The organism is Gillisella taibaishanensis (assembly GCF_001938985.1).
GTDB classification, from domain to species: domain Bacteria; phylum Pseudomonadota; class Alphaproteobacteria; order Rhizobiales; family Rhizobiaceae; genus Allorhizobium; species Allorhizobium taibaishanense.
In genome coordinates this window covers 654,022-679,621 of sequence record NZ_MKIN01000021.1, presented here as the reverse complement: position 1 = coordinate 679,621, position 25,600 = coordinate 654,022, and the positions used below count along the sequence as shown (strand labels likewise).

Sequence of the window (25,600 nt, the reverse complement as noted above, 5' to 3'; positions counted from 1 at the left end):
TTGGATCGCTGCACTAGGACGCCGGCGCTCAGGCCGGCGTCCGGGAGCGTTCGTTACTTGGCGGCCTTGGCGTCTTCCATCAGCACGGCGCGGATGTTGACGTCCTTGCCCTGGTAGCGGCTAAGGTTGTCCGCCGTGATCAGCGCCTGCGGCGTGGCGACGACGCGCGGCAGCTTCTGGCCGGCAACCAGCCGAAGAGCCGTTTCCATGGCCACTTCACCTGTCAGCACCGGAAAGCTGTCGACGGTGCCGGTTAGCTCGCCCGCCTTGATCGAGGCATAGGCATCGGAAATGCCGTCGGTGCCGAACACGGCGACCTTGCCGGCCAGTCCGGCTGCCTTGACGGCTTCCACGACACCAAGCGCCATGCCGTCATTGTTGGCGTAAAAGCCGATCAGGTCGGGATGCTGGTTGAGAATGTTGGTTGCGGCATCGTAAGAGGTCTGGCGGTCCCAATTGCCGGGAACGCTGGCGACGACCTTGAACTTGCTGTCGGCGCCGATGGTGGACTTGAAGCCGTCGGTGCGCTGCACGGCGGCATAGACGCCGGCCTGCCCTTCGATGATCGCGACCTTGCCGCCTTGCGGACGGTTGGCAATAAACCACTTGGCAACGCGCACGCCATTGTCGCGCTGGACGTTGCCGACATAGTGTTCCGCCTGCGGGATCACGGCGTCATTGACGTTGACGACAGGAATGTTCGCGGCCTTCGCCTGCTCAAGAACAGGCTGCAGATTGGAATCCGTCTGCGGCGACACCAGCAGCACATTGTAGCCCTGGGTGATCATGCCTTCGGCAATCGTCAGCTGACCAAGCTGGTCGCCTTCGCTTTGCGCTGCCTGATAGGCAACCGGAACCTTCTTCGATTTGCCGAACGCCGCATAGCCTTCGCCGAGCGAGCGCCAGTATTCGTTGGTAAGCGTCTTCGACACCGCAGCCGCCTTGGTGCCGTCAGGCAGCTTCGGGAAGGGGCCGAGCTTTGCCTCCAGTTCAGACCAGTCCATGCGATCCTTTTCCGTGTCGGAATTCAGCGGTGCCAGCTGCTGCGCAAAGGCTGCGCTGAACAGGAAGCTTGCAGCAAGGCCTGCTGCAATCGTCAATTTCATCATGTTTTTCATCGGTTCCTCCCGGGTGGTCATTGGGCACGCCTCCGGCATGCCTTTGGCTGCAAAGGTTCGAAATGCTCGGATATTTTCAGAAGCGTTGCTGTCTCAGCCCAGCATCAGTTCCTGCACGATGGCCTGGGCCGATACGGCGTCCTGACGGTCTGTTGCGCTGGAAAGGCGGTTGTCCTGATCGAGGCGATCGACAATCCGCAGCATGCGCTTGACGGTCTGGATGTTGACTTCACATTCATGGACGGGATCGAGACCGGTCATGTCAGGGAAGGTATCGAAATAGATGGCGCCGCTATAGCCGTCCTTGCGGATCTGCCGCAGCAATTCGATGGTCTGCTGGGTGTGAACGGCGCCGACCATCAGGCCGTCGTCACGTTTGGCGTAGCCGTCGTTGAGATGCACGCCGAGAACGCGGCTGTGGCGGGCAATCAAGGCAGCAGCAAAGGCCGGCTGTTCATCGGCGTAGAGAACGTGGGCGAAGTCGAGGGTTACGCCCAGATTGGGCATGTCGACATCCTTGATGGCCAGCAGCGTCGTCGCAGCATCAGGCATCAGGCTATAGGAGCGCGGTTCGTTCGGCTTGTATTCGATGCTAACGAGGCAATCGGGATCATGCTCACAAACTTCACGGATTCCGTCGATCTCGTGTTGCCAAAGTGCATGGTAGTCGGCCTGGAAGGCGTAATCGAAACCGTCCTGGCCAAGCCAGAGGGTCATGAGATTGGTGCCGGCGGCGCGTGCGGCATCGATGCCGGCTTTGGTCAAGTCGATCGCTTCACGCCGAACCGCCGGATCGGGATTGGTGAAGGCGCCGATCTTGAAGGCAGGATTGGTGTAGTACCGCATGGCCAAACCGTTGATCGCCAGGCCCATATCGCCGATTTGACGCGCAATAACAGCCGGATCTTCACCGACATGGTCGGGATAGTTGAGGTCGAGATCCGTCAAACCTTCGACTTTTGCGGCACGTTTTGCCATTTGCAGCATGGTCGGTTTGCCGGACAGATCCGGCCACTCGGCCTTGGGGCAGGAGGCAAAGGAATTCAGGCGAGTTGCAAATTTCTGCTGGGTCACGGCTCTGGCTCACTTCCGTCGTTGTGCCTTATACTTCACAAATTTTTTGTAATTTGTAAAGTATAAAGTTAGCAAGCGAGGCCGAAATAGCCGGATAATTCCCCTTACCGAACCAGCAGCGCCTCGATTTCCTGACGCGACGGCATGGCCGGCGCGGTTCCCCGCCGGGTCACTGCAATGCCTGCTGTGGCGCAGCCGAACCGTACGGCATCGATTGGCGTCTGCCCATCGGCAAGGGCTGCGGCAAACCCGCCGACGAAAGCGTCTCCAGCCCCCGTCGTATCAATGACCGGGCCGGCGGCGATGGCTGGAACGGCAACCGAAGCATCGGGGCTATGAAACAACACGCCCCGGCTGCCAAGCGTGATGATTGCCGTGCCAACGCCGCGTCCCAGCAACACATCTCCCGCCCTTTTAGCATCCTCGATGGTAACAAGCGGAAAACCGACCAGCGCAGCCGCTTCGGTCTCGTTGGGAATGATGAAGTCGCACAGACGGTAAATCGTTTCCGGGAAGGGCTCGGCGGGGGCTGGATTGAAAATCGTGGTTACGCCGGCATTGCGGGCGATGGTGAGCGCGTGATGCGCGGCTTCGGCCGGTTGCTCCAGCTGCGTTACGAAGATCTGGCTGCTCTCGATGGTCTGCCGCGCCGCTTCGACATCGTCTATGCCAATCGTTCCGGCCGCACCGGGATAGACGATGATGGCATTGTCGCCGGTCTTATCGTTGACGTAGATGAAGGCGGCGCCGGTCGGCTGGTCGTCCATCACGGTCAGATGCGGCACTACGCCTGCCTGGGCATAGGTGTTTTGCGCCAGATCTCCAAATGTGTCGCGGCCGACCTTGGAGATGAAGGAGACGCTTCCTCCCTCGGCCCCGCCTGCCGATGCTCTGGCGGCGGCAACGGCCTGATTGGAGCCTTTGCCGCCCGGCCCGACGGAAAAGCCGCTGCCGGTGATGGTCTCACCGACGGCAGGCATCCGGGCTGCAAGATAGGCGGTGTCTGCCACGAAAATTCCGAGAATGGAAACGCCCTTCTTCATCCTGGTTTCCTCACGCGCCAGCTGGCGGGATCACGCCCTTGGTCAGCAGAAAGCAACCGTAAAACCTGGTTTCTCCAGTCGAAATCACGCAATATGCCTTCTTGGCGAGATCATAGAAGGCGAAGCGCTCAATGCCATACATCGGCGTAGGCTTGCCCTCTGCGCGGTCGATTTCTGCCTGCACTTCCTGCTGTACCAGGGGGATTTCGTTGGGCGCCCCCATCACTTCCATGCGACCGGCGGAATTCTGCAAAGGCGTATCGAGCGGCAGGACCGAGAGCAGCACGCGCATGGCTTCTGCCGCAGACAGATTGGCCATGGACAAGGGGCGGCCAAGAACCGTCTGGCGCGCCACACTGTCGCTCGGGAAATTGGTGTCCGACACGACAAGGGTATCGCCATGCCCCATCGACCGCAGCGCGTGCAGGACATCGGCATTGAGGGCGGGGTGCAGGTTTTTCAGCATGGAAAGCTCCGTGGTTCTTGCAAAATCTAGAGTTTGTCAGGGAAAAGTGGAAACCGGTTTTCCCGAAAAGACAAACGAAAACAAAATAATCGAGAGTCTGTCTGGTTCAATCTGAACCTGACAGACTCTAGGGCGGTCTATCGTCTATTTGACCGCGCCTGCCGTCAGGCCCTTGACGATATATCGCTCCAGAAAGATTCCGACCAGTACAAGCGGCATGATGGCGGCGGTGGCGATTGCTGCCATCGACCACCAGTTGATGCCCTGCGAACCCGTCTGGCTGGCGACCATGACCGGCAGCGTTTTTGCGTTGGAACTGGTCAGCAAGGCCGCGAAGAAATACTCGTTCCAGCACAGGATGACCGACAGGATGAAGGCGGCGACCATGCCCGGCAGGGCGATGGGCAGGACGATCCGCATGAAGGCGCCCCAGATCGAGCAGCCGTCGACCAGCGCCGCTTGCTCAAGCTCGACGGGGATCGTGTCGAACTGGTCGCGCATGATCCAGATGACGATCGGCAGCACCATCAGCGTATAAACGAGGATGAGGCCGGCAAGCGTGTCGAGCAGCATCAGGTGCTTGTAGAGCACCAGAAACGGCATGGCGAGCACGACGGGCGGCAGGATAAGCTGGGACAGGAAGAAGAATGAGATGTCCTTGTTGCGCAGCCAGAGGAACTTGTAGGAAAACCTGCTCAGCCCATAGGCAGCCAGCGATCCGATCACGACAGCCAGAAACGACGCGCCCGCGGACGCGACGATGCTGTTGAAGAACCGCCGCATGAATTCGTCACGCACAGTCGAGGCAACGAAGATCGTATCCGGCGAAAGCCCAAGCGACCGCCAGCCCTTCCAGTCGGGCGTGAAATCCACGAAGGGGATCAGGTGCCCCTGCGTGACGTTGACGGCCGTCTTGAAGGAGGTGGTAATCGTCCAGTAGATCGGAAACAGCGAGATGAACGCCCAGAAGACCAAGGCGGCATAGATCAGCAGGCTGCCTGTCAGAAACTGAGGGCGGCGGAACCGAGGTTCGGCCCGGCTTTCATTGCCGCTATGGCTGGTGCTTTTGATTGCCATGGTCGGAGCCTCAGTTTGATCGTTGCAGCCAGCGGCTCGTCACCTTGAGGATGAGCGAGACGAAGATGATGATGATGACGAGATAGAACTCGGCCAGCATGGTGCCGTAGCCGACATTCGAGCGGTCGCGATATTCGCGGAAGATGAAGCTGGACACTGTGTCTGTCGCGCCGCCGGGGCCTCCGGCGGTGACGTTGATGACGATATCGGCGAGCTTCAACTGGAAAATGATCCGCAGGATGATCACGGTGACGCTGACCGGCAGCATCAGCGGGAAGGTGATTTCCTTGAAGCTCTGCCAGCCGGAGGCGCCATCGACCTTGGCCGCTTCCTTGATTTCCGTCGGCAGTGCCTGCAATCCTGCCAACAGCAGGATCATCATGAAGGGGATCGAGACCCAGGCATCCATGGCCATCAGCGAGGTACGCGCCAGCCAGGGGGTGGAGAAGAAGGCGGGATTATCCCAGCCGAGATGACGGGCAAGGGTTGCGGCGGGGCCGAACCGATATTCCATCAAGGATTTGCCGATCATCCAGCTGACGGCAACCGGGCTCAACATCAGCGGCAGGAGAAAGGCGACGCGGAAAAATTTCCGGGCCTTGATTTCGGCGTTCAACAGCAAAGCAAGGCCAAAGGCGATGGCATATTGCACCAGCACCGCCAGAACATAATAGACCATGTTCAGGAGCGCGTTCCAAAAGTACAAATCTGAAAACAGCGCCCGAAGATTGTCGAGACCGTTGAAACGCCGTCCCGCAGCGGCACTGAGGTTCCAATCGGTAAAGGCGATATAAAGCCCGAAGACGGTGGGAAACACCACCATCGCCACGGTAAACAGCACGGCCGGCAGAACGAAGGCAGCCCTCTGCCCGTCCTCGCCCCGGATCATCACCTGGGCTGCGCATAGCGCCACCGCCCAGACGATATAGGCGTAGAGCAAGGGGCGCCAACTGGTCAGGCCGAGCGAGGTCACTTCTGCTGCATCAAGAATCTGGAGCAAAAGCACGCCCAGCAACAGCACGGACGCCGCCGTAAACAGCAGGCGGCCACGGCGGGCCTGCGAGGTCTGCTGGGTCACATGGATGGCAGGTATAGTCGTGTCGGACATGGGTGAACCCTTGGGCCGGGGGGCTTGCGGAAATTACCAGCCGGGTTTTTTCCCGGCTGTCAGTGGACGGCAGGCATATGCATGTCTCGCCTGCCGTCATGTCTCAGTCGACGCCTTACATGCCGAGCGAGGCCTTGTAGAGCGCGATCTGCTTGTCGCGGCCAAGCTGGTCGGTGATCTTTTCCCAGGCCGCCGCAATCGCATCGGCGCCTTCCTGTGGCTTCACCCGTCCGGCAAAGACCTTGGCCAATTCGTCTTCCGCAACGCTGTAATATTGGAAGATGCCGGGAATGCGCGGTTCGATTGCCGCATTCGGGTGATTGTAGGAATTGGACTGCGAGGCGAGGTAGTTGCTGATATAGGCCTCGTCATAGCCCGCAGCGACCCATTCCTTGATATCGAACTGGCTCTTTCGATAGCATTGGAAACCCGAGGGATAGGCGGCTGTCCACAGGGCGAGATCCTTGCCGCCGAGATGCGCCGCAGCGCTCCAGGCCGCCTTCTTTTTCTTCTCGTCCTTGTCGACACGCGACATGACGTAAACACCCCAACCAAGATAGGCCATGTTGGGCGCAAAGTTCGGGCCGCTTGCAAGCTTTTCCCACTTGCCGGTCTTGGAATTATAGACATCGTCAGAGCCGGGAAGAATGTCGAAAGCGATCGTATCGCCGACGACGGAACTGTCGCTGGTCTGGGCGCTCTGCCCGACATCGCCCCACCAGGAGACCATGGAGCCGGTACCGGCGAGGAACTGCTGGAACGCTGTCGTGCCGGGGTCGGCATTGAGCTGGTCGCCCGCCTCCGATGGCAGCGCGTCGACCACGTCCTGGATGGCGCGAACCCAGGCCGGGTTGTTGATGCGCGGCTTCATCGTGTCGACGTCGAACAGCCAGGCCTTGTCATCAGGGTGTTTGGCGTAAGCGGTTGCGCGGCTGCCGAGGAAATAGAAGCCGAAGCCGCCCCAAGCCTTCGGTGCATCGAGATAGCCGATGGCATCGGCGCCGGCGATCTTCTTGCCCTTGAGGAACTTGGTGACTTCCTGAACCTTCTGCCAGGTCTTCGGCACGCCCCATTCGCCCTGGTGGCCCTCGGACTTCCAGGCCTTTGCCAGATCGGCATCAGCGAAATAGTCCTTGCGGTAGTTGAAGTTATGGCAATCGCCATCCACGGAAATGCGGTAGACCTTACCGCCCCAGGTGCCGACGGGGGCTTTGAGGTAATCGACGTAATCGTCCATGTCGATCTGGGCCTTGACCCAGTCAGGCATTTCAGAGGCCAGACCCTTGCCGCAAACGTCGCCTTCAAACGGTGCGCCCATTTCCAGAATGTCGAAATCGACGGTGCCGGTCGCAATCGCCTGCTGCAGGCGCGGATTGTAGTCAGCCTGAGCCAGGTCGATCCAGGTGATCTTGGCGCCGGTATATTCTTCCCAAGGCTTCAGGAAACCGCGAAACAGCACATTGTGCAGGTTCTGATTGTTCAGGCCCATGAAGGACAGTTCAACGCCGGCAAACTCGCCCTTTTTGACGTTCTTCTTGGTGGCCTCAAGGCACAACTCGCCGACCTTTTGCCAATCGGCATCGGTTGGGGAACCTTTGCCGACGCCGGGGATCTGCAGGATCTTCGTGCGCAGCGAGCTATCGTCGGCAAATGCCGCGCCCGCATCGCCGAGCAAGCCGCCTGCGGCCGCAACCGCGCCAAGGCTGGCACCGGTCTTCAGGATGGCGCGGCGGCTAAGGCCGATCGCCATCATCCTTTCGAATTCACTGACTTTCATTGCTGTCTCCTCCCTAAATTCAACTGTTCCACTTGGTATTTTCGCCCCACCGCTCCCATGGTGGCGCGCTGTCGTTATCCGTCCAGCCGTGCCCCTGTTGCTCCGTCGAAGAGATGCACCATGGCAGGATTAGGCGTCATGGCGATTTCCATGCCCGGCGGCTCGACCAGGCGTTCGCGGAAGACGCCGATGATCTTCTGCTCGCCAAGGCGCGCGAAAACCTGGGTTTCCGTTCCTGTTGATTCCAGCACGGTGACGCTGGCAGTGACATCGCCGCCGAGCAGGAAATGCTCAGGCCGGATACCGTAATAGGCCGGTCGTCCGTCAGACCCTGATGGCGCCGATGTCAATGGCAAACGGTATCCTTCATCCGTTTCGAAAAACGGCGTCGCTGATGCCCGGATATGACCCTTGATCAGGTTCATTGATGGCGAGCCGATAAAACCGGCCACGAATATGTTGGCGGGCTTGTCGTAAAGCGTCAGCGGCGAGCCGATCTGCTCCACGCGACCGTCGCGCAACACCACGATGCGGTCTGCCATGGTCATGGCCTCGACCTGGTCATGGGTCACATAGATCATTGTCGTCGCCAGGCGGCGCTGCAATTCCTTGATCTCGGCGCGCATCTGCACGCGCAATTTGGCATCGAGATTGGAAAGTGGCTCGTCGAACAGAAACACCTTGGGATCGCGCACGATCGCCCGGCCCATGGCAACGCGCTGCCGCTGCCCGCCGGACAGTTGGCGCGGATAGCGGGCCAGATAGGGCACGAGATCGAGGATCTCAGCGGCCTTGCGGACCCGTTCGTCGATGAACGGTTTCGTCTCTCCGCGCATCTTCAGCGCAAAGCCCATATTCTCTGCAACGGTCTTGTGGGGATAGAGCGCGTAGCTCTGGAAGACCATCGCGATATCGCGATCCTTCGGCGGAAGGTCGTTGACGACTTTGCCGTCGATGACGACGTCGCCAAACGTAATCGGCTCCAGGCCGGCAACCATGCGCAACAAGGTGGACTTGCCGCAGCCGGAAGGGCCGACCAGGACCACGAATTCACCATCGGGGATCTCGACCGACACGCCGTGGATCACCGTCAGGCTACCATAGGCCTTGCCGACATTGACGATATTCATCGACGCCAAAAGCAGTTCTCCTCCCATAACGACGCGCCCGACGCGTGCCGTTCAAGCCACTTTCCGGAAAGCTGAAACGGCCGGAGACCTCCATCTCGCCGCGACAGCCTTTGCGCCCGGAAGGTCGCTATCTGTGCAAGGAACTTCACACAATCCTTTATTTTGGTAAAGTCGGTTCTTGTGTTTCGCCCAAATATTTTCGATGTTGGTCATGTCGTACTCGAAACGTCAGTGTAAATCGCGTCGGAACCTATGCTGCGTTGCATAAAGGTCTTGTTTGCTCGAAGGTTTTGCGGGTTTTAAAGTGGAACATCACGAAAATAAGAAAATCTGTGAAGATATTTGCTACTTTAAGGAAGGGCTAAGACAGTGCTGAAAGGAATCGATCCGGCGTTGAATGCAGAGCTTCTGCACGCCCTAATGTTGATGGGTCACGGCGACCAACTCGTATTGTGTGACATCAACCACCCTGCCCAAACCATCGCAAGCGAGACGACTTACGGACAGCTTATCAACCTCTCCGGCTGCGGGCTGGAGCACGCGGCAAAAGCCATCCTGACGCTCTTCCCGCTGGATACTTTCGTTGAGGCACCAGTGAAGAGAATGCAGGTCGTCGGCGATCCCGATGGTGAGGTGCCGATCTTCTCCGTGATGCAGCGGGTGGTGGATGCTGCCGAGGGACGGCCGGTGCAGATCGAGGCCCTTGAGCGCTTTGCCTTCTATGAGGAGGCGAAGAGATCCTTCGCAATTGTCAGGACATCCGATCCTGGCCCTTATGGCTGTTTCATCTTCAGCAAGGGTGTCGTTTAGTTTTTCGGCGGCACAGGAGCCGCGGATCAGCCATGGTCGTGCGGATGAATTTTGGGTTGTCCTGGACGTCGTCAGGACCGCCGGCTAATGCACGTGGTTTATCGGAAGCACTGCAGAAATCAGCTATGGGTTTATAGCCTTTCCTGCCATTTTCACTATCATAACAGTGACGCTGAATTCAGTGATCTTGTCCTACTGCCGCCGGTAACATCCCAACCGAAATAGGTCGCCCTCATGCAAGCCGACGCAACCGCGCTGAGCCAAGCCATCGCCTCTGGTCTTGTGACGGCTACCGAAGCGATGCAGGCCTCACTAGCTGCCGCGCAGACATTGTCTGATCTTGGCGCTATCGCCTACCAGGATGCAGAAAAGGGTCTTGATGCCGCCGCCAGGATCGATGCGCTGGCACCCGGCGATCCCGCCCGCACGTCCATGGTCTTTGCCGGCGTGCCGACGCTGGCCAAGGATCTCGGCGGTCCGTTTGCCGGATTTCCGGTTGCCGCTGGGTCGAAGCTCATGGCGCGCCGGGGCGGCTTGATCGATTCGGATTTGGCTGGCCGCTTCCGGGCAGCCGGCCTCTGCGTGTTCGGCTTGACGACCAGCCCGGAATTCGGTTTGGCGCTCGCCAGCGAACCCGAAATTGGCCCTATCTGCCGTAATCCGCTCGACCCCTCGAGCACCGCTGGCGGTTCGTCGGGAGGCTCGGCTGCGGCCGTTGCCGCCGGGATTGTCGCCATTGCCCATGCTACGGATGCTGGCGGCTCGATCCGCGTGCCCGCCGCCTGCTGCGGCCTTGTCGGTCTGAAACCCAGCCGCGGCGCCATGCCGGCTGGTCCGCATTTCGGCAATCATCTCGGCGGACTGGCCACCGAGCTGACGGTTTGCCGCTCGGTGCGCGATGCTGCCACGAGTTTTTCGGTGCTCAGCGGTGATGTGCGCGGGCCGTTTCCGCCCCTGGCGCCGACACCGGTCAAAGCCGGCTCCTTGCGCATTGGCCTCCTAACCGAGACGGGCAGCGAGTATCCCGCAGACGGCGAACGGATGGCTGCCATCGAGGCAGCGGGCAAAGCCCTGGAAGCCGATGGCCACCAACTGGTGCCGCTGGCATTTTCGGTTGTCGAGCGTCAGGCGGCTGTGAGCCGCGACGCTTTTGTCGATCTCGCCTGCGCCAATCTCGCTGATACGATCAGCAAATTCGATCTCGATGCCTCGAAGACGGAAATCTTGACCCAGGCGGTGATCGAGCGCGGGCTGGCGCTCCACGCTACTCGCCTCTGGCGCAGCCTCAATGCCATGGTGCTGGTCAGCCGCGATCTCTGGCGGTTGTTCGATGAAGTCGATTGCCTGCTGTGCCCGATGCTGACCTCAGCGCCTTTGCCGATCGGCTCATTCCCGAACGATCACCGCGATACTGAACTGCATTTCAACCGCATGGCCGCCTTTGCGCCTTTGGCAACGCTTGCCAATGCCTCGGGCTTTCCGGCCATCACCCTGCCGTTTGGAGCCGACGCTGCCGGGCTGCCCCTGCCGGTGCAGATGCTGGCGCCCATCGGCGGCGAGCCGCTGCTGCTGCATCTGGCTGCCAGCCTCGAGCGCCATAAGCCCTTTGAGCACCGTTACTCTGTAGCTGGGCTGCCGGCATGATGGCTGGCCCGGCCTAAATGTCGGACTGGGCGTTGTAGCGATAGCTGCGATAGCCGGCGCCAAGGCCAAGCTGGTGGAGGCTTGCCTCGAGATGCGGCAGCAAGCCTTCCACCGCCCGCCAGGCCTGTTGCTCCTGCGCCGTTTCCGGCCGCGTCAAGATCGCTTCGATTTCCGCCATAACGGCATCGCGATCGATGGTGATGACGCGACCTGCATCGACCACCAGCCGACCGCCAACGAAGACCTGCTCGATTGCCTGGCGGCTGCCGCGATGCAGCAGCGCCTCCACCGGTGGCGTGCGCGGGTTGATCGCAGGACGGGCGATGCGGTCTTGGTCCATCAAGACGATATCGGCCTGCCAGCCGGGCTCGAGCCGACCGGTAAAGCCACCGAAGCCGACGGAATCGGCGCCGTGTTCGCTGGCCATTTGCAGCACCGCGCCGGCATCCGGCCGGTCGTTCCACAAGCCCGTTTCCCGGTGCAAAGCCCACACCAGCTTCATTTCCAGCAGCATGTCGCGATCATCGGCGATATTCGATTGATCGATGCCGAGCGCCACGGGAATGCCGCGCCGGCGCATGGCGTTGACCGGCGCAATGCCGCTGCCGAGCCGCAAGCCTGACGATGCATTGTGGCAGATGCTGCAGCCGCAGGCGGCGATAATGTCAAGATCCTCGCCGCTCATCCAGTTGCCATGCCCGAGCGTTACATTGGCATCCAGGCATTCCAGCGCCTGCAAATGTCGCACGGCGCTGTGGCCATAGGTCCTGCGGGCAAATTCCGCCTGCCTTTCGGTTTCCAGAAGATGCATGTGGATGTGGCCGCCAGTCGCTTTTGCCGTGGCGAAAATCGTCTGTAGCGCCTCATCACTGCACCAGTGCAGATTGGCGGGGGCAAGGTTCATCCGCACATGGTCCGGCGCATTGGGCAAGAAGCGGGCGCGCAGGGCATGATAGAAGTTCATCAATTCAGGCACTGGAATAGCAGCCTGGGCAAGCTGCGGGGCAATCCAGTCGCGCACCTCATCCGGCAGCTGGCTGAGGATCTCGGCATCAGGCGCATAGGAAAGGATATTGCGGTCGCGGATCATGAAACAGTAGCCGACACGCATGCCGACTTCGCCATAAGCAGACAGGGTTGCATCCGCGACCTGCATCCAGCCTTCGGGCTGGCCGGAAAATCCGCTATGGATGTGCTGCACGGTCGTTGTGCCGCTTTCCAGCATTTCAATGGCCGAATAGAGCGTGTCCAGCCGCTGATCGATACGCCGCATGGCGCGAAACTGCGGCAGCCACAGTTCCAGCGGCGCAAACGGCACACCCTGCATCAGGGGCGTTACGCCGAAATGGTGATGCGCGTTGACGAGGCCGGGCATGGCGATCATCCGGCGGGAGCCGAAGCGTGGCAGGTGATCGTTGCCATAGCCGACCGCCTCAAGCGGCCCGATCTGAGCGATCATGCCCTTTTCGACGCGGATGCCGACATCGTGGCGCATGCCCATGCTGCCATCGGGGTAGCGGCCGGTCAGAACCGTTCCGGCCTCGATGATGCAATCTGCGACGGGAGGCGCCTCTGTCATATCCTGTAATCTCCGATCAGGCCGAGGCGCCGCGCCGCTGCGACACGGTAAAGCGGATCGCCATAGATTTTCATGTCTTCAGACGCGGAATAGGCAAGGCTGATATCGTGTTCGTCAAAGCTTGCGGCAGCGGCTGCGTGGATCTCCGGCCAATCCGGTGCAGGCCGCTCCCGCCAGCGCGCAACAGCTTCTTCCGAGGGCAGTTCGGGAAAATCCAGCTCCCGTATTAAGGCGGCAATTGCCTGCCAGAAGACCCGAAGCAGCATGTCCTTGGTATCAGCATCGCAATAGGGCGCGATAAGCCTGATCCAGTGCAGCCCGGTCACGACATGCAGCGCGGCGAAATGCTGGGTGGCGGCAAACAGGCGGATGGCGACATCGGCCATACGCGCCATGGTTTGCGGGCCGATGGCGAGCCAATCAACTACGGGCACGAAGTCCGGCAAGGCAACCGCGTCGCGGATATTTTGCCAGAGTAGGTCATGCAATGGCAGTTCATGCATCGCCGGGATCTGGGTCACGCGGAGCAATACCTCCGCCGGATCGTCCGTGAGCGGCGGGGCACCAGACGCCGGCGGCAGTGCCAGATAGGTCGCCGCCCAATAGCCGAGTGCAATGGCGATATCGGTTTCGTTCCGGCGCAACACGCCATAGGCGGTGCGCATCAACGCGTGAAAGGCGCTCGCCGCCACACCCGGCGCCAGCACCGGCAGGTAATGCCGCAGGGTGCCATCGATGCCAAGCCTTGCGACTTCACCTGAAAAGAACACCCGAAAATCCGGTTCCCGGTTTCGCTCCCCAAGCGCTGACGCCCAGGTGGTGGCATCGAGCGGCGAGGTTGGCTCGCCGAACGGAAGAAGGTTCTTGTAGGCTCTGTAGTGATCGAAAAAGCGGCGCATCTGCGCCGGCGTGCCGCCGATTTCAGCCAGCGCGCAAAGCACCATCGGCGCGTGGTTGGCGAAGGTACGGGTAAACTCCGATCCCCAGGCCGGCATTTCCGAGAGGATTACATCTATTTCAGTTGTTCTGGCCAGCGCGCTCATGATGCATCCTCACGGTCCCAGGCTTCCTGGTGCACGGCGGCTGCTTCGTCTTCCAGCAGTGGGCCTTCGACTGAAATCACCTTCTGCCCGGCGGCAAAGACACGGCGGCAGGGCATGTCCATAGTTGGATTGTCAGGATGATCGCCGGTCAGCGCTTTCAATCGCGTTTCCGACAGCCCGTAGACCACCCGGCCGATCCCGGTCCAGTAGATGGCACCAGCGCACATGGCGCAGGGTTCTGCGGAACTGACCAGGGTGCATTGGGCAAGAAACGGCTCGCGAAATTGTCGGGAGGCGGCGGTGGCCAGCAACCTTTCGGCATGGGCCGTGGCATCGAGATCGGGATAGTAGCCGTTTTCCATTTCCAGCAGGATTTCGCCATCCGGCCCGGCTAAAAGCGCGCCGAACGGCATGTTGCCATGGGCCCTCGCGTTGCGGGCGATCTCGAAAGTTCGGCGCAAAAGTGCCTGTTCGTCAGCCATGCCGCATCTCCTCGAACGGTCCGATATCACTTTGTTGCACGTTTTATAGATCATGCGCCCTTGGAAAAGCGGGTATGAGCTGTAAGCTGTGTCAGATCGAAAGCCTTGGTGGCGGCAATCAATTCTACCAGCCCATCGGCTGCGCGCTCCAGCACGTGTTCGCCTTTCTCCGCTGTCGCATTGGCGGCATTGCCGCAGACGCCGGCCGGGTGCAGATCCTGCGCTTGCCAACCGAAGCCGACGGCGCCTTCCGCAGTTAGAAGGCTTCCCGAACGAGCGATGGCGACGGTGAGCGGCACGAAATCCTCCGCCTTGTCCATGGCGACCCGCTCTGGCGCAATCGCCAGCATCATGCTGGTTTCGATATCGCCGCCGTGGATGCCGTGGTCGATCTCTTCTTTCGAAAAAAGGTCCTCGACCGGCGCGATGCGAAACCAGGAACAGGCGACGGCGAGCATGCCAAGCTCGATCCTGATGTCGCGGCAGACGATTTCCATCAGCGCGATCTGCCCGCCGTGGGAATTGAACAGGATCAGCTTGTTGATGCCTGCGCGTTTGACGCTGCGCGCAATATCCAGCCAGACCTGCCGCAAGGTCTCGGCGGAAATCGCAAGCGTGCCAGGAAAGGCCAGATGCTCATCCGACTTCCCGACGCTCATCGGCGGCAGAAACAGGACGTCGGCGCTATCGGGTAGCCGCTCGGCGGCGCGCCTGACGATCTCCGCATTGATGGCGGCGTCGACATCAACGGGCAGATGCGGGCCGTGTTGCTCGACAGCGGCGATCGGCAGCACGACGACAGTCTGCGACAGATCGCGGGTGGCGAATGCCTCCGTCGAATGATCTATCCAGAAAAACGAGCGGGTCATGATGCTTTTTCCATCATTTGCCCGAGGTTGCGGGCCTGGATAACAGCCTCGAAATCGTCATCAACAGGCAGATCCTGCGAGCGATAGGCCTGAAGGCCTGGCAGGATGGCATCTTCCTGATCGAGCAGCAGCCGGCGTTCTATGCCGCGCACGACATTGGGTAGCGCATCGCGGTGGCCGCTGATCGAGGTGGAATGCGGCCCCTGGCTGACGAAACTGGCGCTGTTGAAGGCAAAGACGCGATTGACCCAGGCGTCTTCAGGCTGCTTCGGCAGAAAGGCATAGGACGTGTCGAGATAAGGCAATTGCGCCAACCGCGCATCTTCTTCACCGGTGGGAGGCGTGAAGCGCTCGCCCCAGAAGGCAACAGCTGGCGCAAGGCTTTTCATTTCAGGCCGGGCCTTGAGATCGACATCCATGCCAGTCGCCAGCAGCAGATGATCGAAGTTCAGCATCCCCTCCGGCGTCTCGACGCAGACCATGCCGTCCTTCTCGCAGACGCTTAGCCATGGCGTGGCGGGCCGTAGCGTAAAACCGGGCATTGCCATCGCGGCCTCAAAAGCGCGCACTGGTGGTGGTTGATCCGTCGCGCGGAAGAAGCGGGCGATCCGCCAGCGGGTGGTATCGGACAGGGCGTCGAAACTGTTGAGCAGGGCAGGGGCTTCGAGCGCGCGATGTGGATTGGTGCGCGGCAGCCGGGCGCGGCGGAAACAGAGGTCAACGGATTTGGCCCCGTCCTTTAAGGCGGCGATGGCATTGTCGAAACCCGACGCACCATGGCCGAGAATGCCGATCCTCTTGCCACGCAGGCGCTCGAAATCCACGGGGCCGTTGGTATGGTCGTAACGGGAGGACGGTAGATTGTCGGAGATGAAACGCGGCACACGCCATGCGCCGGCACCGTCGAAACCCGTGGCGAGCACCACGGCCCTTGCGAGATGGCGGGTTTCCTGGCCCCGGCACAGCGTCGTCACAGCGATCAGTTCGCCGTCGGGTGCCACGTCGGTGACATCAGTCTCGTTGTCGATCCTGATGTCGAAGACCTCGGCGTACCAGTCAAGATAGGCCTTCCAGTCGCGGCGGGGGATGCGGGTCAGCGCCTGCCAGGCGTCCGGCCCATAGCGCGTCTCGAACCAACGGCGCACCGACAGGTTAACGACATTGAATTCGTTACCGACAGCCGTCTTTGGCGTGCGCAATTCCTCCATCCGGGCAAAGGTGGTCCAAGGGCCTTCGGCGCCAGCCGGTGCGCTGTCGAACAGACGGATACTGCCGACCCCATCCCATTTCAGTGCGGCGGCGATGGTGATGGCGGATTGACCGCCACCGACGATGGCGACATCGCAGACCGGCACTTGCCCTGGTGGCAAAGGGGAAAGCCACGGTGTCACCGGATAGGCGAGTACTGCCAGATCGGCTCTTGCGGCTTCCTTCAGGCGGGCAAGTGCCGCAGTTGCATCGGGACGGGGGTCGAGCATGATGGTCAAATTCCCTTGGTCAGGCCGAGTGTCTGGCCGGATATGCGGTTCCGCAGCACCATTCGGCGGCGGCGGTAGGCCTCGCTGGCGATCACGATCACGGCTGTCAGCAGCAGGACCACGACCTGCATGGCGTTGAGATCCGGTTTCAATTCACGCCGGAATTCCGAAGCGACGATCAGGGACAGCGGCTGGGTGCGGCCAGCCATGAACATCGAGATCGTCAGGTCGGCAAGCGACAGGATCACGCCGATGGAATAGGCAGCGCCGATGGCGCCCTGCAATTGCGGCAGAACGATACGGCGAAAGCTTTGCCAGGGCGTGGCGCCGAGGTCGCGCGCGGCTTCTTCCAACCGTCGGTCGAGGCGGATGACGGTTGCGGCAATGATCGTCGTGGCAAAGGGGATGGCAACGAGGGTTTGCGCTGCAATAAGGGCCACTGCGCCGCGTCCGAATCCGAGCCAGTTCATCAGCATCGCTTGGGCAATCGACAACACGGTCTTTGGCACCAGAAACGGCAGAACGATCAGCATGATCAACCCGGAGCGCCAGGCAAGCCGCGGCGAGGTGAGGGCGAGCGCCGCACAAAGACCGATCAGGGCCGCAAATATGCCGACGGGTTGCGAGACCAGAAAGCTGGTGACGAAGCCGCCGAGAAAAGCAGCATTGCCGAACAGGTCTTCGTACCAGGACAGTGTGAAGCCGCTGAGCGGAAAGGCCATCAGTTTCGAGGCATTGAAGGAAAACAGTGTCAGAACGGCAATCGGCAGATAGAAAAAGCCTACGGCAAGTCCCAGAGTCAGTTTGGCGCTTTTCGTCATTTGAGGCCTCCCTGCAGCACGGCTCTTGCCCCTTTCAGGCGCAGCAACAGCCAGGCAATGGCGCTTGCGGTGGCAAACAGCGCCAAGAGCAGGCTGAGCGCCAGGGTGGAGGCAAGCGGCCAATCGAAAGCAGTGCCGAAGAGATTGTCGATCATCGCCATCGGCGTTGCACCCGACGTGCCGCCGAGCAGGCTTGGCGTCAGCATATCGCCGGCCGCGAGCGCAAATACTGCGAAAAGACCGACCGCCAGGCCAGGCACCGTCAGTGGAAATACGATCCGGCTGAAAGCGTCGAGCGGCCTTGCGCCAAGATCCCGCGCCGCCTCGATCAGCCTGCGGTCGATCAGCTCGATCGAGATCCAGATCGGCAGCACCATGAACGGCAGGCAGTTGTAGAGGAGGACGAGCTGTGTGGTGAAGGGCGAAAACAACAGGAATTTCAGTGGCTGATCAATCAAACCAAGTGCTTTCAGCAGGGCATTGACCAGCCCTTCCGAGCCGAGCACGACGCGCCAGGCATAGATGCGCACGATCTCCCCGGTATAAAGCGGCGTCAGCAGCACGATCTGCGCAACGCCTTTCCAGGCCGTTGGAAGCTGCGCGATGGAGAGTGCAATGGGATAGCCAAGGACGGCGGCAAGAACGGATGTCGCGAGCCCAGACAGCACTGACTTGCCGATCAGATAGGCAAAGGCCGGATTGGTGACCATCTGCGCCCAATTGTGCAGCGAGATGTCAGGCACCATGACAAAAGCGTCCATGTCGACAGTGAAAACGCTGAAGGCAATCAGCAGCACCAGCGGCAACAGGCAGCCTATCGCCAGCACCAAGGCGACGGGGACGGCAAGATGCGCTCGGGTCAAAATCGGCATTGAAAATCCGGCTCTGGCCGGCATTGGTTTGGCAATAGCAAGCGTCATGATGCGAGCCTCGTGATGAAGCTTGTCTTGGGATCGAAAGCGATGCGAATTTCAGCACCCGGCTCAGGTGGCTGTTCCGTCATCAGCCGCAGCGCCAGGCCAGCCGCTTCTGCTTCGATCATGAAGCGGTCGCCTTTGAAAACCACGTGGCGCACTTGCGCTGCGATCTCGTGCCCTTTGCCAGACCCTGGATGGGCTGGCGCTTGCCTCAGGTTTTCCGGCCGCAGCACCAGAGCGGCGCGCTGGCCTGGGGCAAGCCCTTCAACGGCTGGCGCCGTGATGGTGCCAAGCGGGGTTGCGATGGTTGCCTGCTCTTTGGCCGTGGCCAGGATCTCGCCTTCGATCAGGCTAGCCGAGCCGATGAAATCGGCCACGAATGTATCGGCCGGGCGGGCATAGAGCGTCAGCGGATCGGTTTTCTGGGCGATCTTTCCCCGGTTCATCACCACGATCATGTCCGACAGCGCGAAGGCCTCTTCCTGGTCGTGGGTGACATAGACGAAGGCGATGCCCAGGCGTCGTTGCAGATCCTTGAGTTCGATCTGCAGATGGCTGCGCATCTTTCGGTCCAACGCCGATAGCGGCTCGTCGAGCAGCAGCAGATGTGGCTCGGCGATGATAGCGCGGGCGACGGCAACCCGCTGCTGCTGGCCGCCGGAGAGTTGATGCGGGTAGCGAGCGGCAAATTCGCCCATATGCACGGCATCAAGCGCGCGCTTCACCTGTGGTGTCGGGTCCTGCGCGCCACGGCGCAAGGTCAACGAGAAGGCGACATTCTCGAAAACGGTCATATGCGGAAACAGCGCGTAATTCTGAAAGACGGTGTTGACCGGCCGGCGCTCCGGCGGCACGCCCGCCAGCGAACGACCGTCGAGCGTCAGGGAGCCCGCATCCGGCGTCTCGAAGCCGCCGATCATCCGCAGGATCGTCGTCTTGCCGCAACCGGATGGCCCGAGCAGGGTGGTGAAGGCCCGCTCGGGAATGTCGAGATCGACGCCATCGACGGCACGGTTGCCGCCATAGGATTTGACGAGACCGCGCGCCGACAGCAGCAGCGGCTTCTCCTCCGCTTTGCGGATCGTAGCGCCTTCGCTCATCACCTTCGGCCCGAAAGCGTCCGGGATGAGCGGAAGAAGCCGTTCTGCCTCGCCTGCGCCATGTCCTTTATGCCTCATGCCTCAGCTAGCCTTGACTTCGTTCCAGACCTTCAGCCAGTCGGAATAGTTCGGCGGCGCTACTGGCCACATGAAGGACTTCATCACGTCCATATCGTCGACGAAGATTGTCGCCTGCTCCTCGTGAGAGAGCTTGTCGCGGATGATCGACGAGGTGGTCGCATAATGGCCGATCCGAGCAACATCGGCGGAATAGCTCGGTCCGAGCAGATAATTGATGAATCTATAGCCGATTTCAGTCTTGTCCGCTGGCAGGTTGGCAGGCATGGCGAAGCAGTCACACCAGCCCATCACGCCCGCCTTTGGCTTGGCCATTCCCATCGGCAGCTTGGCCTGCAATTCGTCATAGGGCACGCGCCAGGAAAAGGCGCAGGAGACCTCGCCGGTTGCAAAGAGGTTGGTCAGGTCGCCGATCGTCTGCCAATAGGTGCGGAGCAGCGGCTTTTGAGCCACCAGCAATTTCTTGGCTTCCGCCAGTTCCTTGACCTCCATCACGAAGACCTTGTCGCGCGGTACGCCGGCGACGAGGCCAGCGATGGCAATCGATTCCAGCGCATAGTCGCGCATCGCCAACTGGCCGGAATATTTGGCGTCAAACAGGGTCGTGTAGTCAGGCTCCTTGTCGAACTTGTCCTTGCGATAGACAATGGGGTTGAGGCCCCAGAGATATGGAATAGCGAAGGTCTTGCCGGCCTCGTCCATCACTTTCGGCGTGCCCTTGAATGCATCGTACATCAGCGAGGCATTGGGGATTTTTGAAAGGTCCAGCTCCTTCAGGAGGCCGGCCTTGATATAGCGCCAGCTGCCGTTGAGCGAGGGATTGATCATGTCCCAATCGGCTGCCGCCCCTGTCTTCAGCGAGGCAAATTGCGTATCCTCGCTGGAGAGGTATGAGAGCTTGACCTTGACGCCAGTTTCCTTTTCGAAGCCGGCGACATATTCGGGATGGCCGTTGGAGTCCCAGGTCGCCCAGACCATATCGGAGACCGCAGCCTTTGCCATGCGCGCATTTCCCATGAGGCCTGCGGCAGCTCCCGCTGCCCCCATGGCCAGCATTTCGCGCCGTGTGAACCCTGTCCGCTTCATCTTTATCTGGTCCATGGAGCCCCATCCGCCTGTGGTTTCGATAGAGCCAGTGTGCGGATTTCCAGGTCGGACGGCCATAAGGCAAAGGCAATAGAGTCTATTGCCTTTGCTCCGATACTCAGCCCGGAAGCTCGCAAAGCGCCGGTGGCAGCGGCAAGGGATGGGCGCGATCCAGCGCCCGCATTTCGGCCGAGGCGTTCTTGATCATCCGGCGCAGCCACGCCTGGTCGGGGGAATGGTGCTTGCGGTCATGCCAGAGGGTGTAGAAGTGCATCTGCCCCAATTCCTCGGGGGCATCGAGCACGGCGAACGGAAAGGTCTGGGCCACCTGTTCGGCGAAATGCCGGCCCGTGGTGAACACGAGATCGGAGCGGGCCAGCACGTAAGGTGCAATCGAATATTCCGGCACGGTTGCCCGGATATGCCGCTTCAGGCCGAGATCGAGCAGGCGACCGTCGATCGGGCTGAACTGCGCGTCTCGCTCGGAGGTGGGGGAGAGGTGGCTCTCGTTCAGATAATCCTGCAGCGGAATACGGGTCCAGTTGCGGCGGGCAAAACGGTGGCTTGACCTGACCAGGCAGACGATATCGGTCTTCAGCATCGGCGCGATGCGCAGATGGTCGGGCGGATGCGGCCAGTTGCCGATCACGGCGTCGATGCGGCCTTCCGACAGGCCCGACATCAGGTCTTCCTGCGAGGGCAGCGGCGAAGCGTCGATGGAAACGCCCGGTGCGATATCGGTGATGGCCCCGATCAATTGCGGCATGAACACGGTGCCGAGGCAATTGCTGGCGACAATTCGGAAATGCCGCGTGGATGTCGCGGGATCAAAACCTGTTTGTGATGACAGGTGACTGTCGATCCGGCCGAGAATGTCGTTCATCGCCACTCGCAGCGCCAGACCACGCTCGGTCGGCACCAACGTGCTGCCAGAGCGGACCAGCAAGGGATCCTGAAAGATGTCACGGAGCTTCTTCAAGGTCAGACTGACGGTTGGTTGGGCCTGACCCAGAAGATCAGCGGTGCGCGAGACGCTGCATTCCGTCAGTAGCAAGCGCAAAGTACGCATCAAGCGGATGTCGAGACTTGCATAGGCCTGTTCTGTCATATGCGTTTTCCTTCATCAGTGACGAGTTGATGAAACGCATTTTTCGTGCCAGTTGCTCTGAGCGTCATCGCGTTCGGAAATGGCGATGGATTGATTTCAGGCTTCGAATCCTAGCGAATAGGTGCATTGCAGCATCGCGTCCGAATTGGCGCGGTTTTCCAGGCGCTGGTTATCTCGCGTCTGCGAAAAAAATCTGTAGCGCATACCACCTCAGGGACAAGCTTTGCGCTTGCCGGACGGGTTGCGATGGCGTTTAAAGCTATTCTGGAGGTGTCTGGAGAAAGAGGATCCATGATAGTTTCGCCACAGCTTAAACAGCATTCGGGACTTATTATACAGGCGGGAGATACAGATGAAGAAAATATATAAGGACGCCAGTACTGCCCTGGAGGGATTGTTGTTCGACGGAATGACGATCTGCGCCGGCGGTTTCGGCCTCTGCGGCATCCCGGAACGATTCATTGACGCCATCGTCGCGTCAGGGGTCAAGGATCTGACGATTGCCTCCAACAATGCGGGCATCGACGGCTATGGGCTCGGCAAGCTCCTGCGCACCCGCCAGGTCAAGAAAATGATCTCGTCCTATGTCGGCGAGAACAAGGAATTCGAGCGCCAGTATCTGGCTGGCGAGTTGGAAGTCGAGTTTTGCCCGCAGGGCACGCTGGCCGAGCGCATGCGCGCCGGCGGCGCTGGCATCCCCGGCTTTTATACCCGCACCGGTGTGGGCACCCAGGTTGCCGAAGGCAAGGAAACCCGCGTTTTCGACGGCGAGACCTATCTTCTGGAGCGCGGCATTCGCGCCGATCTTTCGATTATCAAGGGCTGGCGCGCCGATGAGGCCGGCAACCTGATCTTCCGCAAGACTGCGCGCAATTTCAATGCGCCTGCCGCCACCGCTGGCAAGATCTGCGTTGCGGAAGTGGAGGAGATCGTGCCGGTCGGGACGCTGGAGCCCGATGCGGTCCATCTGCCTGGCATCTATGTCAAGCGTCTGATCAACGGCTCCCCCTATGAGAAGAAGATCGAATTCCGCACTGTGACGACAAGAGGAGCAGCCTGATGCCCTGGAGCAGAGACCAGATGGCCGCACGCGCGGCAAACGAGCTCGAAGACGGCTTCTACGTCAATCTGGGCATCGGCATTCCGACTTTGGTGGCCAATCACATTCCCGCTGGCGTCGAAGTGACGCTGCAATCGGAAAACGGCATGCTGGGCATCGGTCCCTTCCCGTTTGAAGGCGAAGAGGATGCCGACCTGATCAATGCCGGCAAGCAGACGATCAGCCAGCTGCCATCTTCGAGCTACTTCTCCTCGTCCGACAGTTTTGCGATGATCCGCGGCGGTCACATCGACCTCACCGTGCTCGGAGCCATGGAAGTGTCGGAAAAGGGCGATATCGCCAACTGGATGGTGCCCGGCAAGATGGTCAAGGGTATGGGCGGCGCGATGGACCTCGTTGCTGGCGTCAAGAAGGTGATCGTGGTGATGGAGCATTGCTCCAAAGGCGGCGAATCGAAATTCATCCCCGAATGCACCCTGCCGCTGACCGGTCTCAATGTCGTCGACATGATCATCACCGATCTCTGCGTCTTCGTCCGTGATGACCGCTCTGCCCGCTTCCGGCTGGTGGAGTTGGCACCCGAGGTGACCATTGAAGACGTCAAGGCGAAGACGACTGCTGCCTTCGATATTGCCGAAGGGCTGTAATTCGAGTCCTTAAGCATACGTCCGAGTATAAAAAAGACCTGCGGCATGAGCAATGCCGCAGGTCTTTTGCGTTGGGCGACGAATCAAATTGGTCCTACCAATAATGTGTATATTCGGTGATTTTGAGGCGGTATTGAACAATCCAGTGGTTCCTGGTACGACCAATAGTGAAGGGATTGGCCATGCTGCTGACGGACCGTATCGGAGCTATCATTATCGAACGCGGACTGCGCGCGGGCGATCGGCTGCCGGCGGAGCGGGTTCTCTCCGCAGAACTCGGTATATCGCGGTCGCGGCTGCGCGAAGCGATCCAGCAGTTGATCAGCCGTGGCCTTGTCGAGAGCCGCCGGGGTGGCGGCACATTCGTTGCCAGCCAGGATGCGGCTCAATCGCTGGAGACGGCGTTGAAGCCGCTCGTGCCTGTCATGCAGGGCGAGACCGGTTATTGGCGTGACGTTATGGAAATCCGCAAGTCGCTGGAAACCGATGCGGCCTATTATGCGGCGCTGCGGGCCAGCGATGCCGACAAGGCCCGGCTGACTGCGGCTTTTGAGGCGATGACGGCAGCTGAAGACGGCGAACCTGATGTGCAGGCCCAGGCGGATACTGCTTTTCATGTCGCGATAGCCGAAGCGGCCCATAATATCGTGCTGCGCCAGGTGGTGGCAGGACTTTCCGAACTCCTGCGCCAGAGCATTGCCCAGAGCCTGGTGCATTTCTACCGCCAGCCGGATCTCGGCCCGCAGCTTACCCGGCAGCATGCGCTTATCCTTCGCTGCATTCTTGACGGGCGGGCGGAGGACGCGCGCCGGGCGGCTGCGGATCATTTGGCGTTCGTGGAAGAAAGCCTGGGACGCATCGAGGATGGCCGTGCACGCGAACGGCGCGCCGCAGACGCATTACTGAGACCTGAATTTCAACGGAACACTCCATCATGATCATCTCGTCTTCGACCGATTACCGCGAGGCGGCCCGCCGCCGTCTGCCGCCCTTTCTGTTTCACTACATCGATGGCGGTGCCTATAGCGAGCACACGATGCGTCGCAATGTCGACGATCTCTCCGACCTGGCGCTGCGCCAGCGGGTGCTGAAGGGCGTCGGCGATGTCGATATATCCACGACGCTTTTCGATGAAAAGCTCGCCATGCCCGTCATTCTTGCCCCGGTTGGGCTGACGGGCATGTATGCCCGGCGCGGCGAAGTGCAGGCAGCGCGGGCGGCGGAGAAAAAGGGCATATCGCTGACCCTGTCGACCGTATCGGTCTGCCCGATCGAGGAAGTGCAGGGCGCCGTCAACAGGCCGATCTGGTTCCAGCTTTACGTGCTGCGCGACCGTGGTTTTATGAAAAATGCGTTGGAGCGGGCCTGGGCGGCCGGCATCCGCAAACTGGTCTTCACCGTCGATATGCCCGTGCCCGGCGCCCGCTACCGCGACGCTCATTCCGGCATGTCTGGCCCCAATGCGCCGTTCCGCCGTATCCTCCAGGCGATGACCCATCCCGCCTGGGCCGTCGATGTCGGCTTGCTGGGCAGGCCGCATGATCTCGGCAATGTCTCGGCCTATCGACAGCAGAAGACCAACCTTGCGGATTATGTCGGCTGGCTGGGTGAGAATTTCGACCCGTCCATCGCCTGGAAGGATCTCGAATGGATCAGGGAGTTCTGGAAGGGACCGATGATCATCAAGGGCATTCTCGACCCTGAGGATGCGAAGGATGCCGTGCGCTTCGGCGCTGATGGCATCATCGTTTCCAACCATGGCGGCCGTCAGCTGGATGGCGTTCTATCTTCCGCCCGGGCGCTGCCGGCGATTGCTGATGCGGTGAAATCCGATCTGACGATCCTCACAGATTCCGGCATCCGATCTGGCCTCGATGTCGTCAGAATGATTGCCCAAGGCGCTGATGGCGTGCTGATCGGCCGCGCCTTCGTCTATGCGCTGGCAGCAGCCGGCCAGGCCGGGGTGGAAAATCTTCTCGACCTGTTCGCCAAGGAAATGCGGGTGGCGATGACGCTGACGGGTGCGCGCTCGATTGGCGAAATCTCGAGCGACAGCCTTGTGCGCCGGGCGTTATAGCCGTCTGG

Annotated in this window: 24 protein-coding genes; 6 read left to right on the top strand and 18 right to left on the bottom strand. The window is 60.5% G+C overall.

Annotated features, from left to right (window positions below):
* Positions 1–53: 53 nt before the first annotated feature.
* From BJF91_RS10220 to BJF91_RS10185, 8 genes are all read right to left on the bottom strand, one after another.
* Positions 54–1,106 carry a sugar ABC transporter substrate-binding protein gene (locus BJF91_RS10220; RefSeq protein WP_139310666.1) on the bottom strand — a complete coding sequence of 351 codons (1,053 nt, stop codon included), beginning with the start codon at positions 1,104–1,106 and terminating at the stop codon, positions 54–56.
* 105 nt (positions 1,107–1,211) lie between these two features.
* The gene (locus BJF91_RS10215; RefSeq protein ID WP_075614357.1) at positions 1,212–2,192 is read right to left on the bottom strand and encodes a sugar phosphate isomerase/epimerase family protein; all 981 of its coding nucleotides are present in this window, start codon (positions 2,190–2,192) and stop codon (positions 1,212–1,214) included.
* 104 nt (positions 2,193–2,296) lie between these two features.
* Positions 2,297–3,235, bottom strand: coding sequence for a ribokinase (locus BJF91_RS10210; protein ID WP_075614356.1), 939 nt, complete (start codon positions 3,233–3,235; stop codon positions 2,297–2,299).
* Positions 3,236–3,245: 10 nt separating this feature from the next.
* The gene (locus BJF91_RS10205) at positions 3,246–3,701 is read right to left on the bottom strand and encodes an RbsD/FucU family protein (protein WP_075614355.1); all 456 of its coding nucleotides are present in this window, start codon (positions 3,699–3,701) and stop codon (positions 3,246–3,248) included.
* Between the two features lie 144 nt (positions 3,702–3,845).
* The gene (locus BJF91_RS10200) at positions 3,846–4,778 is read right to left on the bottom strand and encodes a carbohydrate ABC transporter permease (RefSeq protein ID WP_075614354.1); all 933 of its coding nucleotides are present in this window, start codon (positions 4,776–4,778) and stop codon (positions 3,846–3,848) included.
* 10 nt (positions 4,779–4,788) lie between these two features.
* Positions 4,789–5,886, bottom strand: coding sequence for a carbohydrate ABC transporter permease (locus BJF91_RS10195; protein ID WP_075614353.1), 1,098 nt, complete (start codon positions 5,884–5,886; stop codon positions 4,789–4,791).
* A gap of 115 nt (positions 5,887–6,001) precedes the next feature.
* Positions 6,002–7,663, bottom strand: a complete 1,662-nt coding sequence (locus tag BJF91_RS10190) for an ABC transporter substrate-binding protein (RefSeq protein WP_075614352.1) — start codon at positions 7,661–7,663, stop codon at positions 6,002–6,004.
* 74 nt (positions 7,664–7,737) lie between these two features.
* Positions 7,738–8,802, bottom strand: coding sequence for an ABC transporter ATP-binding protein (locus BJF91_RS10185; RefSeq protein ID WP_075614581.1), 1,065 nt, complete (start codon positions 8,800–8,802; stop codon positions 7,738–7,740).
* 360 nt (positions 8,803–9,162) lie between these two features.
* Here BJF91_RS10185 and BJF91_RS10180 point away from each other — a divergent pair, with 360 nt between their 5' ends.
* Positions 9,163–9,603 (top strand): RbsD/FucU family protein, encoded by a 441-nt coding sequence (locus tag BJF91_RS10180; RefSeq protein ID WP_075614351.1) that lies wholly within the window; start codon positions 9,163–9,165, stop codon positions 9,601–9,603.
* Positions 9,604–9,837: 234 nt separating this feature from the next.
* Entirely contained in the window at positions 9,838–11,247 is a 1,410-nt protein-coding gene (locus BJF91_RS10175) for an amidase (RefSeq protein WP_075614350.1), read from the top strand.
* A gap of 13 nt (positions 11,248–11,260) precedes the next feature.
* Here BJF91_RS10175 and BJF91_RS10170 read toward each other — a convergent pair whose 3' ends face one another.
* The 10 genes from BJF91_RS10170 to BJF91_RS10125 all read right to left on the bottom strand — a co-directional run bounded on the left by BJF91_RS10170 (position 11,261) and on the right by BJF91_RS10125 (position 21,808).
* Positions 11,261–12,826, bottom strand: a complete 1,566-nt coding sequence (locus BJF91_RS10170; RefSeq protein WP_075614349.1) for an amidohydrolase family protein — start codon at positions 12,824–12,826, stop codon at positions 11,261–11,263.
* Positions 12,823–13,869 (bottom strand): questin oxidase family protein, encoded by a 1,047-nt coding sequence (locus tag BJF91_RS10165; protein ID WP_234801591.1) that lies wholly within the window; start codon positions 13,867–13,869, stop codon positions 12,823–12,825. The genes BJF91_RS10170 and BJF91_RS10165 overlap by 4 nt, the downstream gene beginning before the upstream one ends.
* A complete protein-coding gene (locus BJF91_RS10160; RefSeq protein ID WP_075614348.1) occupies positions 13,866–14,351 on the bottom strand; it encodes a nucleoside deaminase in 486 nt (161 codons plus the stop codon). The genes BJF91_RS10165 and BJF91_RS10160 overlap by 4 nt, the downstream gene beginning before the upstream one ends.
* Before the next feature lie 50 nt (positions 14,352–14,401).
* Entirely contained in the window at positions 14,402–15,220 is an 819-nt protein-coding gene (locus BJF91_RS10155; RefSeq protein WP_075614347.1) for a creatininase family protein, read from the bottom strand.
* Positions 15,217–16,698, bottom strand: a complete 1,482-nt coding sequence (locus BJF91_RS10150) for a SidA/IucD/PvdA family monooxygenase (protein ID WP_075614579.1) — start codon at positions 16,696–16,698, stop codon at positions 15,217–15,219. The genes BJF91_RS10155 and BJF91_RS10150 overlap by 4 nt, the downstream gene beginning before the upstream one ends.
* A 5-nt stretch (positions 16,699–16,703) precedes the next feature.
* Entirely contained in the window at positions 16,704–17,519 is an 816-nt protein-coding gene (locus BJF91_RS10145; RefSeq protein WP_075614346.1) for an ABC transporter permease, read from the bottom strand.
* Positions 17,516–18,391: an ABC transporter permease gene (locus BJF91_RS10140; RefSeq protein WP_075614578.1), complete on the bottom strand. Its 876-nt coding sequence runs from the start codon at positions 18,389–18,391 to the stop codon at positions 17,516–17,518. The genes BJF91_RS10145 and BJF91_RS10140 overlap by 4 nt, the downstream gene beginning before the upstream one ends.
* Before the next feature lie 44 nt (positions 18,392–18,435).
* A complete protein-coding gene (locus tag BJF91_RS10135) occupies positions 18,436–19,614 on the bottom strand; it encodes an ABC transporter ATP-binding protein (RefSeq protein ID WP_234801590.1) in 1,179 nt (392 codons plus the stop codon).
* A gap of 3 nt (positions 19,615–19,617) precedes the next feature.
* The gene (locus tag BJF91_RS10130) at positions 19,618–20,715 is read right to left on the bottom strand and encodes an ABC transporter substrate-binding protein (RefSeq protein ID WP_234801589.1); all 1,098 of its coding nucleotides are present in this window, start codon (positions 20,713–20,715) and stop codon (positions 19,618–19,620) included.
* A gap of 103 nt (positions 20,716–20,818) precedes the next feature.
* Entirely contained in the window at positions 20,819–21,808 is a 990-nt protein-coding gene (locus BJF91_RS10125; protein WP_075614345.1) for a LysR family transcriptional regulator, read from the bottom strand.
* Between the two features lie 352 nt (positions 21,809–22,160).
* On the opposite strand from BJF91_RS10125, the gene BJF91_RS10120 reads away from it, so the two are divergent.
* The 4 genes from BJF91_RS10120 (at position 22,161) to lldD (ending at position 25,592) form a co-directional block, all read left to right on the top strand.
* The gene (locus BJF91_RS10120) at positions 22,161–22,868 is read left to right on the top strand and encodes a CoA transferase subunit A (protein ID WP_075614344.1); all 708 of its coding nucleotides are present in this window, start codon (positions 22,161–22,163) and stop codon (positions 22,866–22,868) included.
* Positions 22,868–23,515, top strand: coding sequence for a 3-oxoacid CoA-transferase subunit B (locus tag BJF91_RS10115; RefSeq protein WP_075614343.1), 648 nt, complete (start codon positions 22,868–22,870; stop codon positions 23,513–23,515). Before BJF91_RS10120 ends, BJF91_RS10115 begins: the two co-directional genes overlap by 1 nt.
* Before the next feature lie 182 nt (positions 23,516–23,697).
* Positions 23,698–24,453: an FCD domain-containing protein gene (locus tag BJF91_RS10110; RefSeq protein ID WP_075614342.1), complete on the top strand. Its 756-nt coding sequence runs from the start codon at positions 23,698–23,700 to the stop codon at positions 24,451–24,453.
* Positions 24,450–25,592, top strand: coding sequence for an FMN-dependent L-lactate dehydrogenase LldD (lldD, locus tag BJF91_RS10105; RefSeq protein ID WP_075614341.1), 1,143 nt, complete (start codon positions 24,450–24,452; stop codon positions 25,590–25,592). The genes BJF91_RS10110 and lldD overlap by 4 nt, the downstream gene beginning before the upstream one ends.
* Positions 25,593–25,600: the final 8 nt, after the last annotated feature.

Excerpts from the sequence above, each read along its gene's own strand:
- BJF91_RS10220 (WP_139310666.1), bottom strand. The coding sequence starts at position 1,106 with ATGAAATTGACGATTGCAGCAGGCCTTGCTGCAAGCTTCCTGTTCAGC.
- BJF91_RS10210 (WP_075614356.1), bottom strand. The coding sequence starts at position 3,235 with ATGAAGAAGGGCGTTTCCATTCTCGGAATTTTCGTGGCAGACACCGCC.
- BJF91_RS10205 (WP_075614355.1), bottom strand. The coding sequence starts at position 3,701 with ATGCTGAAAAACCTGCACCCCGCCCTCAATGCCGATGTCCTGCACGCG.
- BJF91_RS10200 (WP_075614354.1), bottom strand. The coding sequence starts at position 4,778 with ATGGCAATCAAAAGCACCAGCCATAGCGGCAATGAAAGCCGGGCCGAA.
- BJF91_RS10195 (WP_075614353.1), bottom strand. The coding sequence starts at position 5,886 with ATGTCCGACACGACTATACCTGCCATCCATGTGACCCAGCAGACCTCG.
- BJF91_RS10190 (WP_075614352.1), bottom strand. The coding sequence starts at position 7,663 with ATGAAAGTCAGTGAATTCGAAAGGATGATGGCGATCGGCCTTAGCCGC.
- BJF91_RS10175 (WP_075614350.1), top strand. The coding sequence starts at position 9,838 with ATGCAAGCCGACGCAACCGCGCTGAGCCAAGCCATCGCCTCTGGTCTT.
- BJF91_RS10170 (WP_075614349.1), bottom strand. The coding sequence starts at position 12,826 with ATGACAGAGGCGCCTCCCGTCGCAGATTGCATCATCGAGGCCGGAACG.
- BJF91_RS10165 (WP_234801591.1), bottom strand. The coding sequence starts at position 13,869 with ATGAGCGCGCTGGCCAGAACAACTGAAATAGATGTAATCCTCTCGGAA.
- BJF91_RS10160 (WP_075614348.1), bottom strand. The coding sequence starts at position 14,351 with ATGGCTGACGAACAGGCACTTTTGCGCCGAACTTTCGAGATCGCCCGC.
- BJF91_RS10155 (WP_075614347.1), bottom strand. The coding sequence starts at position 15,220 with ATGACCCGCTCGTTTTTCTGGATAGATCATTCGACGGAGGCATTCGCC.
- BJF91_RS10150 (WP_075614579.1), bottom strand. The coding sequence starts at position 16,698 with ATGCTCGACCCCCGTCCCGATGCAACTGCGGCACTTGCCCGCCTGAAG.
- BJF91_RS10145 (WP_075614346.1), bottom strand. The coding sequence starts at position 17,519 with ATGACGAAAAGCGCCAAACTGACTCTGGGACTTGCCGTAGGCTTTTTC.
- BJF91_RS10140 (WP_075614578.1), bottom strand. The coding sequence starts at position 18,391 with ATGCCGATTTTGACCCGAGCGCATCTTGCCGTCCCCGTCGCCTTGGTG.
- BJF91_RS10135 (WP_234801590.1), bottom strand. The coding sequence starts at position 19,614 with ATGAGGCATAAAGGACATGGCGCAGGCGAGGCAGAACGGCTTCTTCCG.
- BJF91_RS10130 (WP_234801589.1), bottom strand. The coding sequence starts at position 20,715 with ATGGACCAGATAAAGATGAAGCGGACAGGGTTCACACGGCGCGAAATG.
- BJF91_RS10125 (WP_075614345.1), bottom strand. The coding sequence starts at position 21,808 with ATGACAGAACAGGCCTATGCAAGTCTCGACATCCGCTTGATGCGTACT.
- BJF91_RS10120 (WP_075614344.1), top strand. The coding sequence starts at position 22,161 with ATGAAGAAAATATATAAGGACGCCAGTACTGCCCTGGAGGGATTGTTG.
- BJF91_RS10115 (WP_075614343.1), top strand. The coding sequence starts at position 22,868 with ATGCCCTGGAGCAGAGACCAGATGGCCGCACGCGCGGCAAACGAGCTC.
- BJF91_RS10110 (WP_075614342.1), top strand. The coding sequence starts at position 23,698 with ATGCTGCTGACGGACCGTATCGGAGCTATCATTATCGAACGCGGACTG.
- lldD (WP_075614341.1), top strand. The coding sequence starts at position 24,450 with ATGATCATCTCGTCTTCGACCGATTACCGCGAGGCGGCCCGCCGCCGT.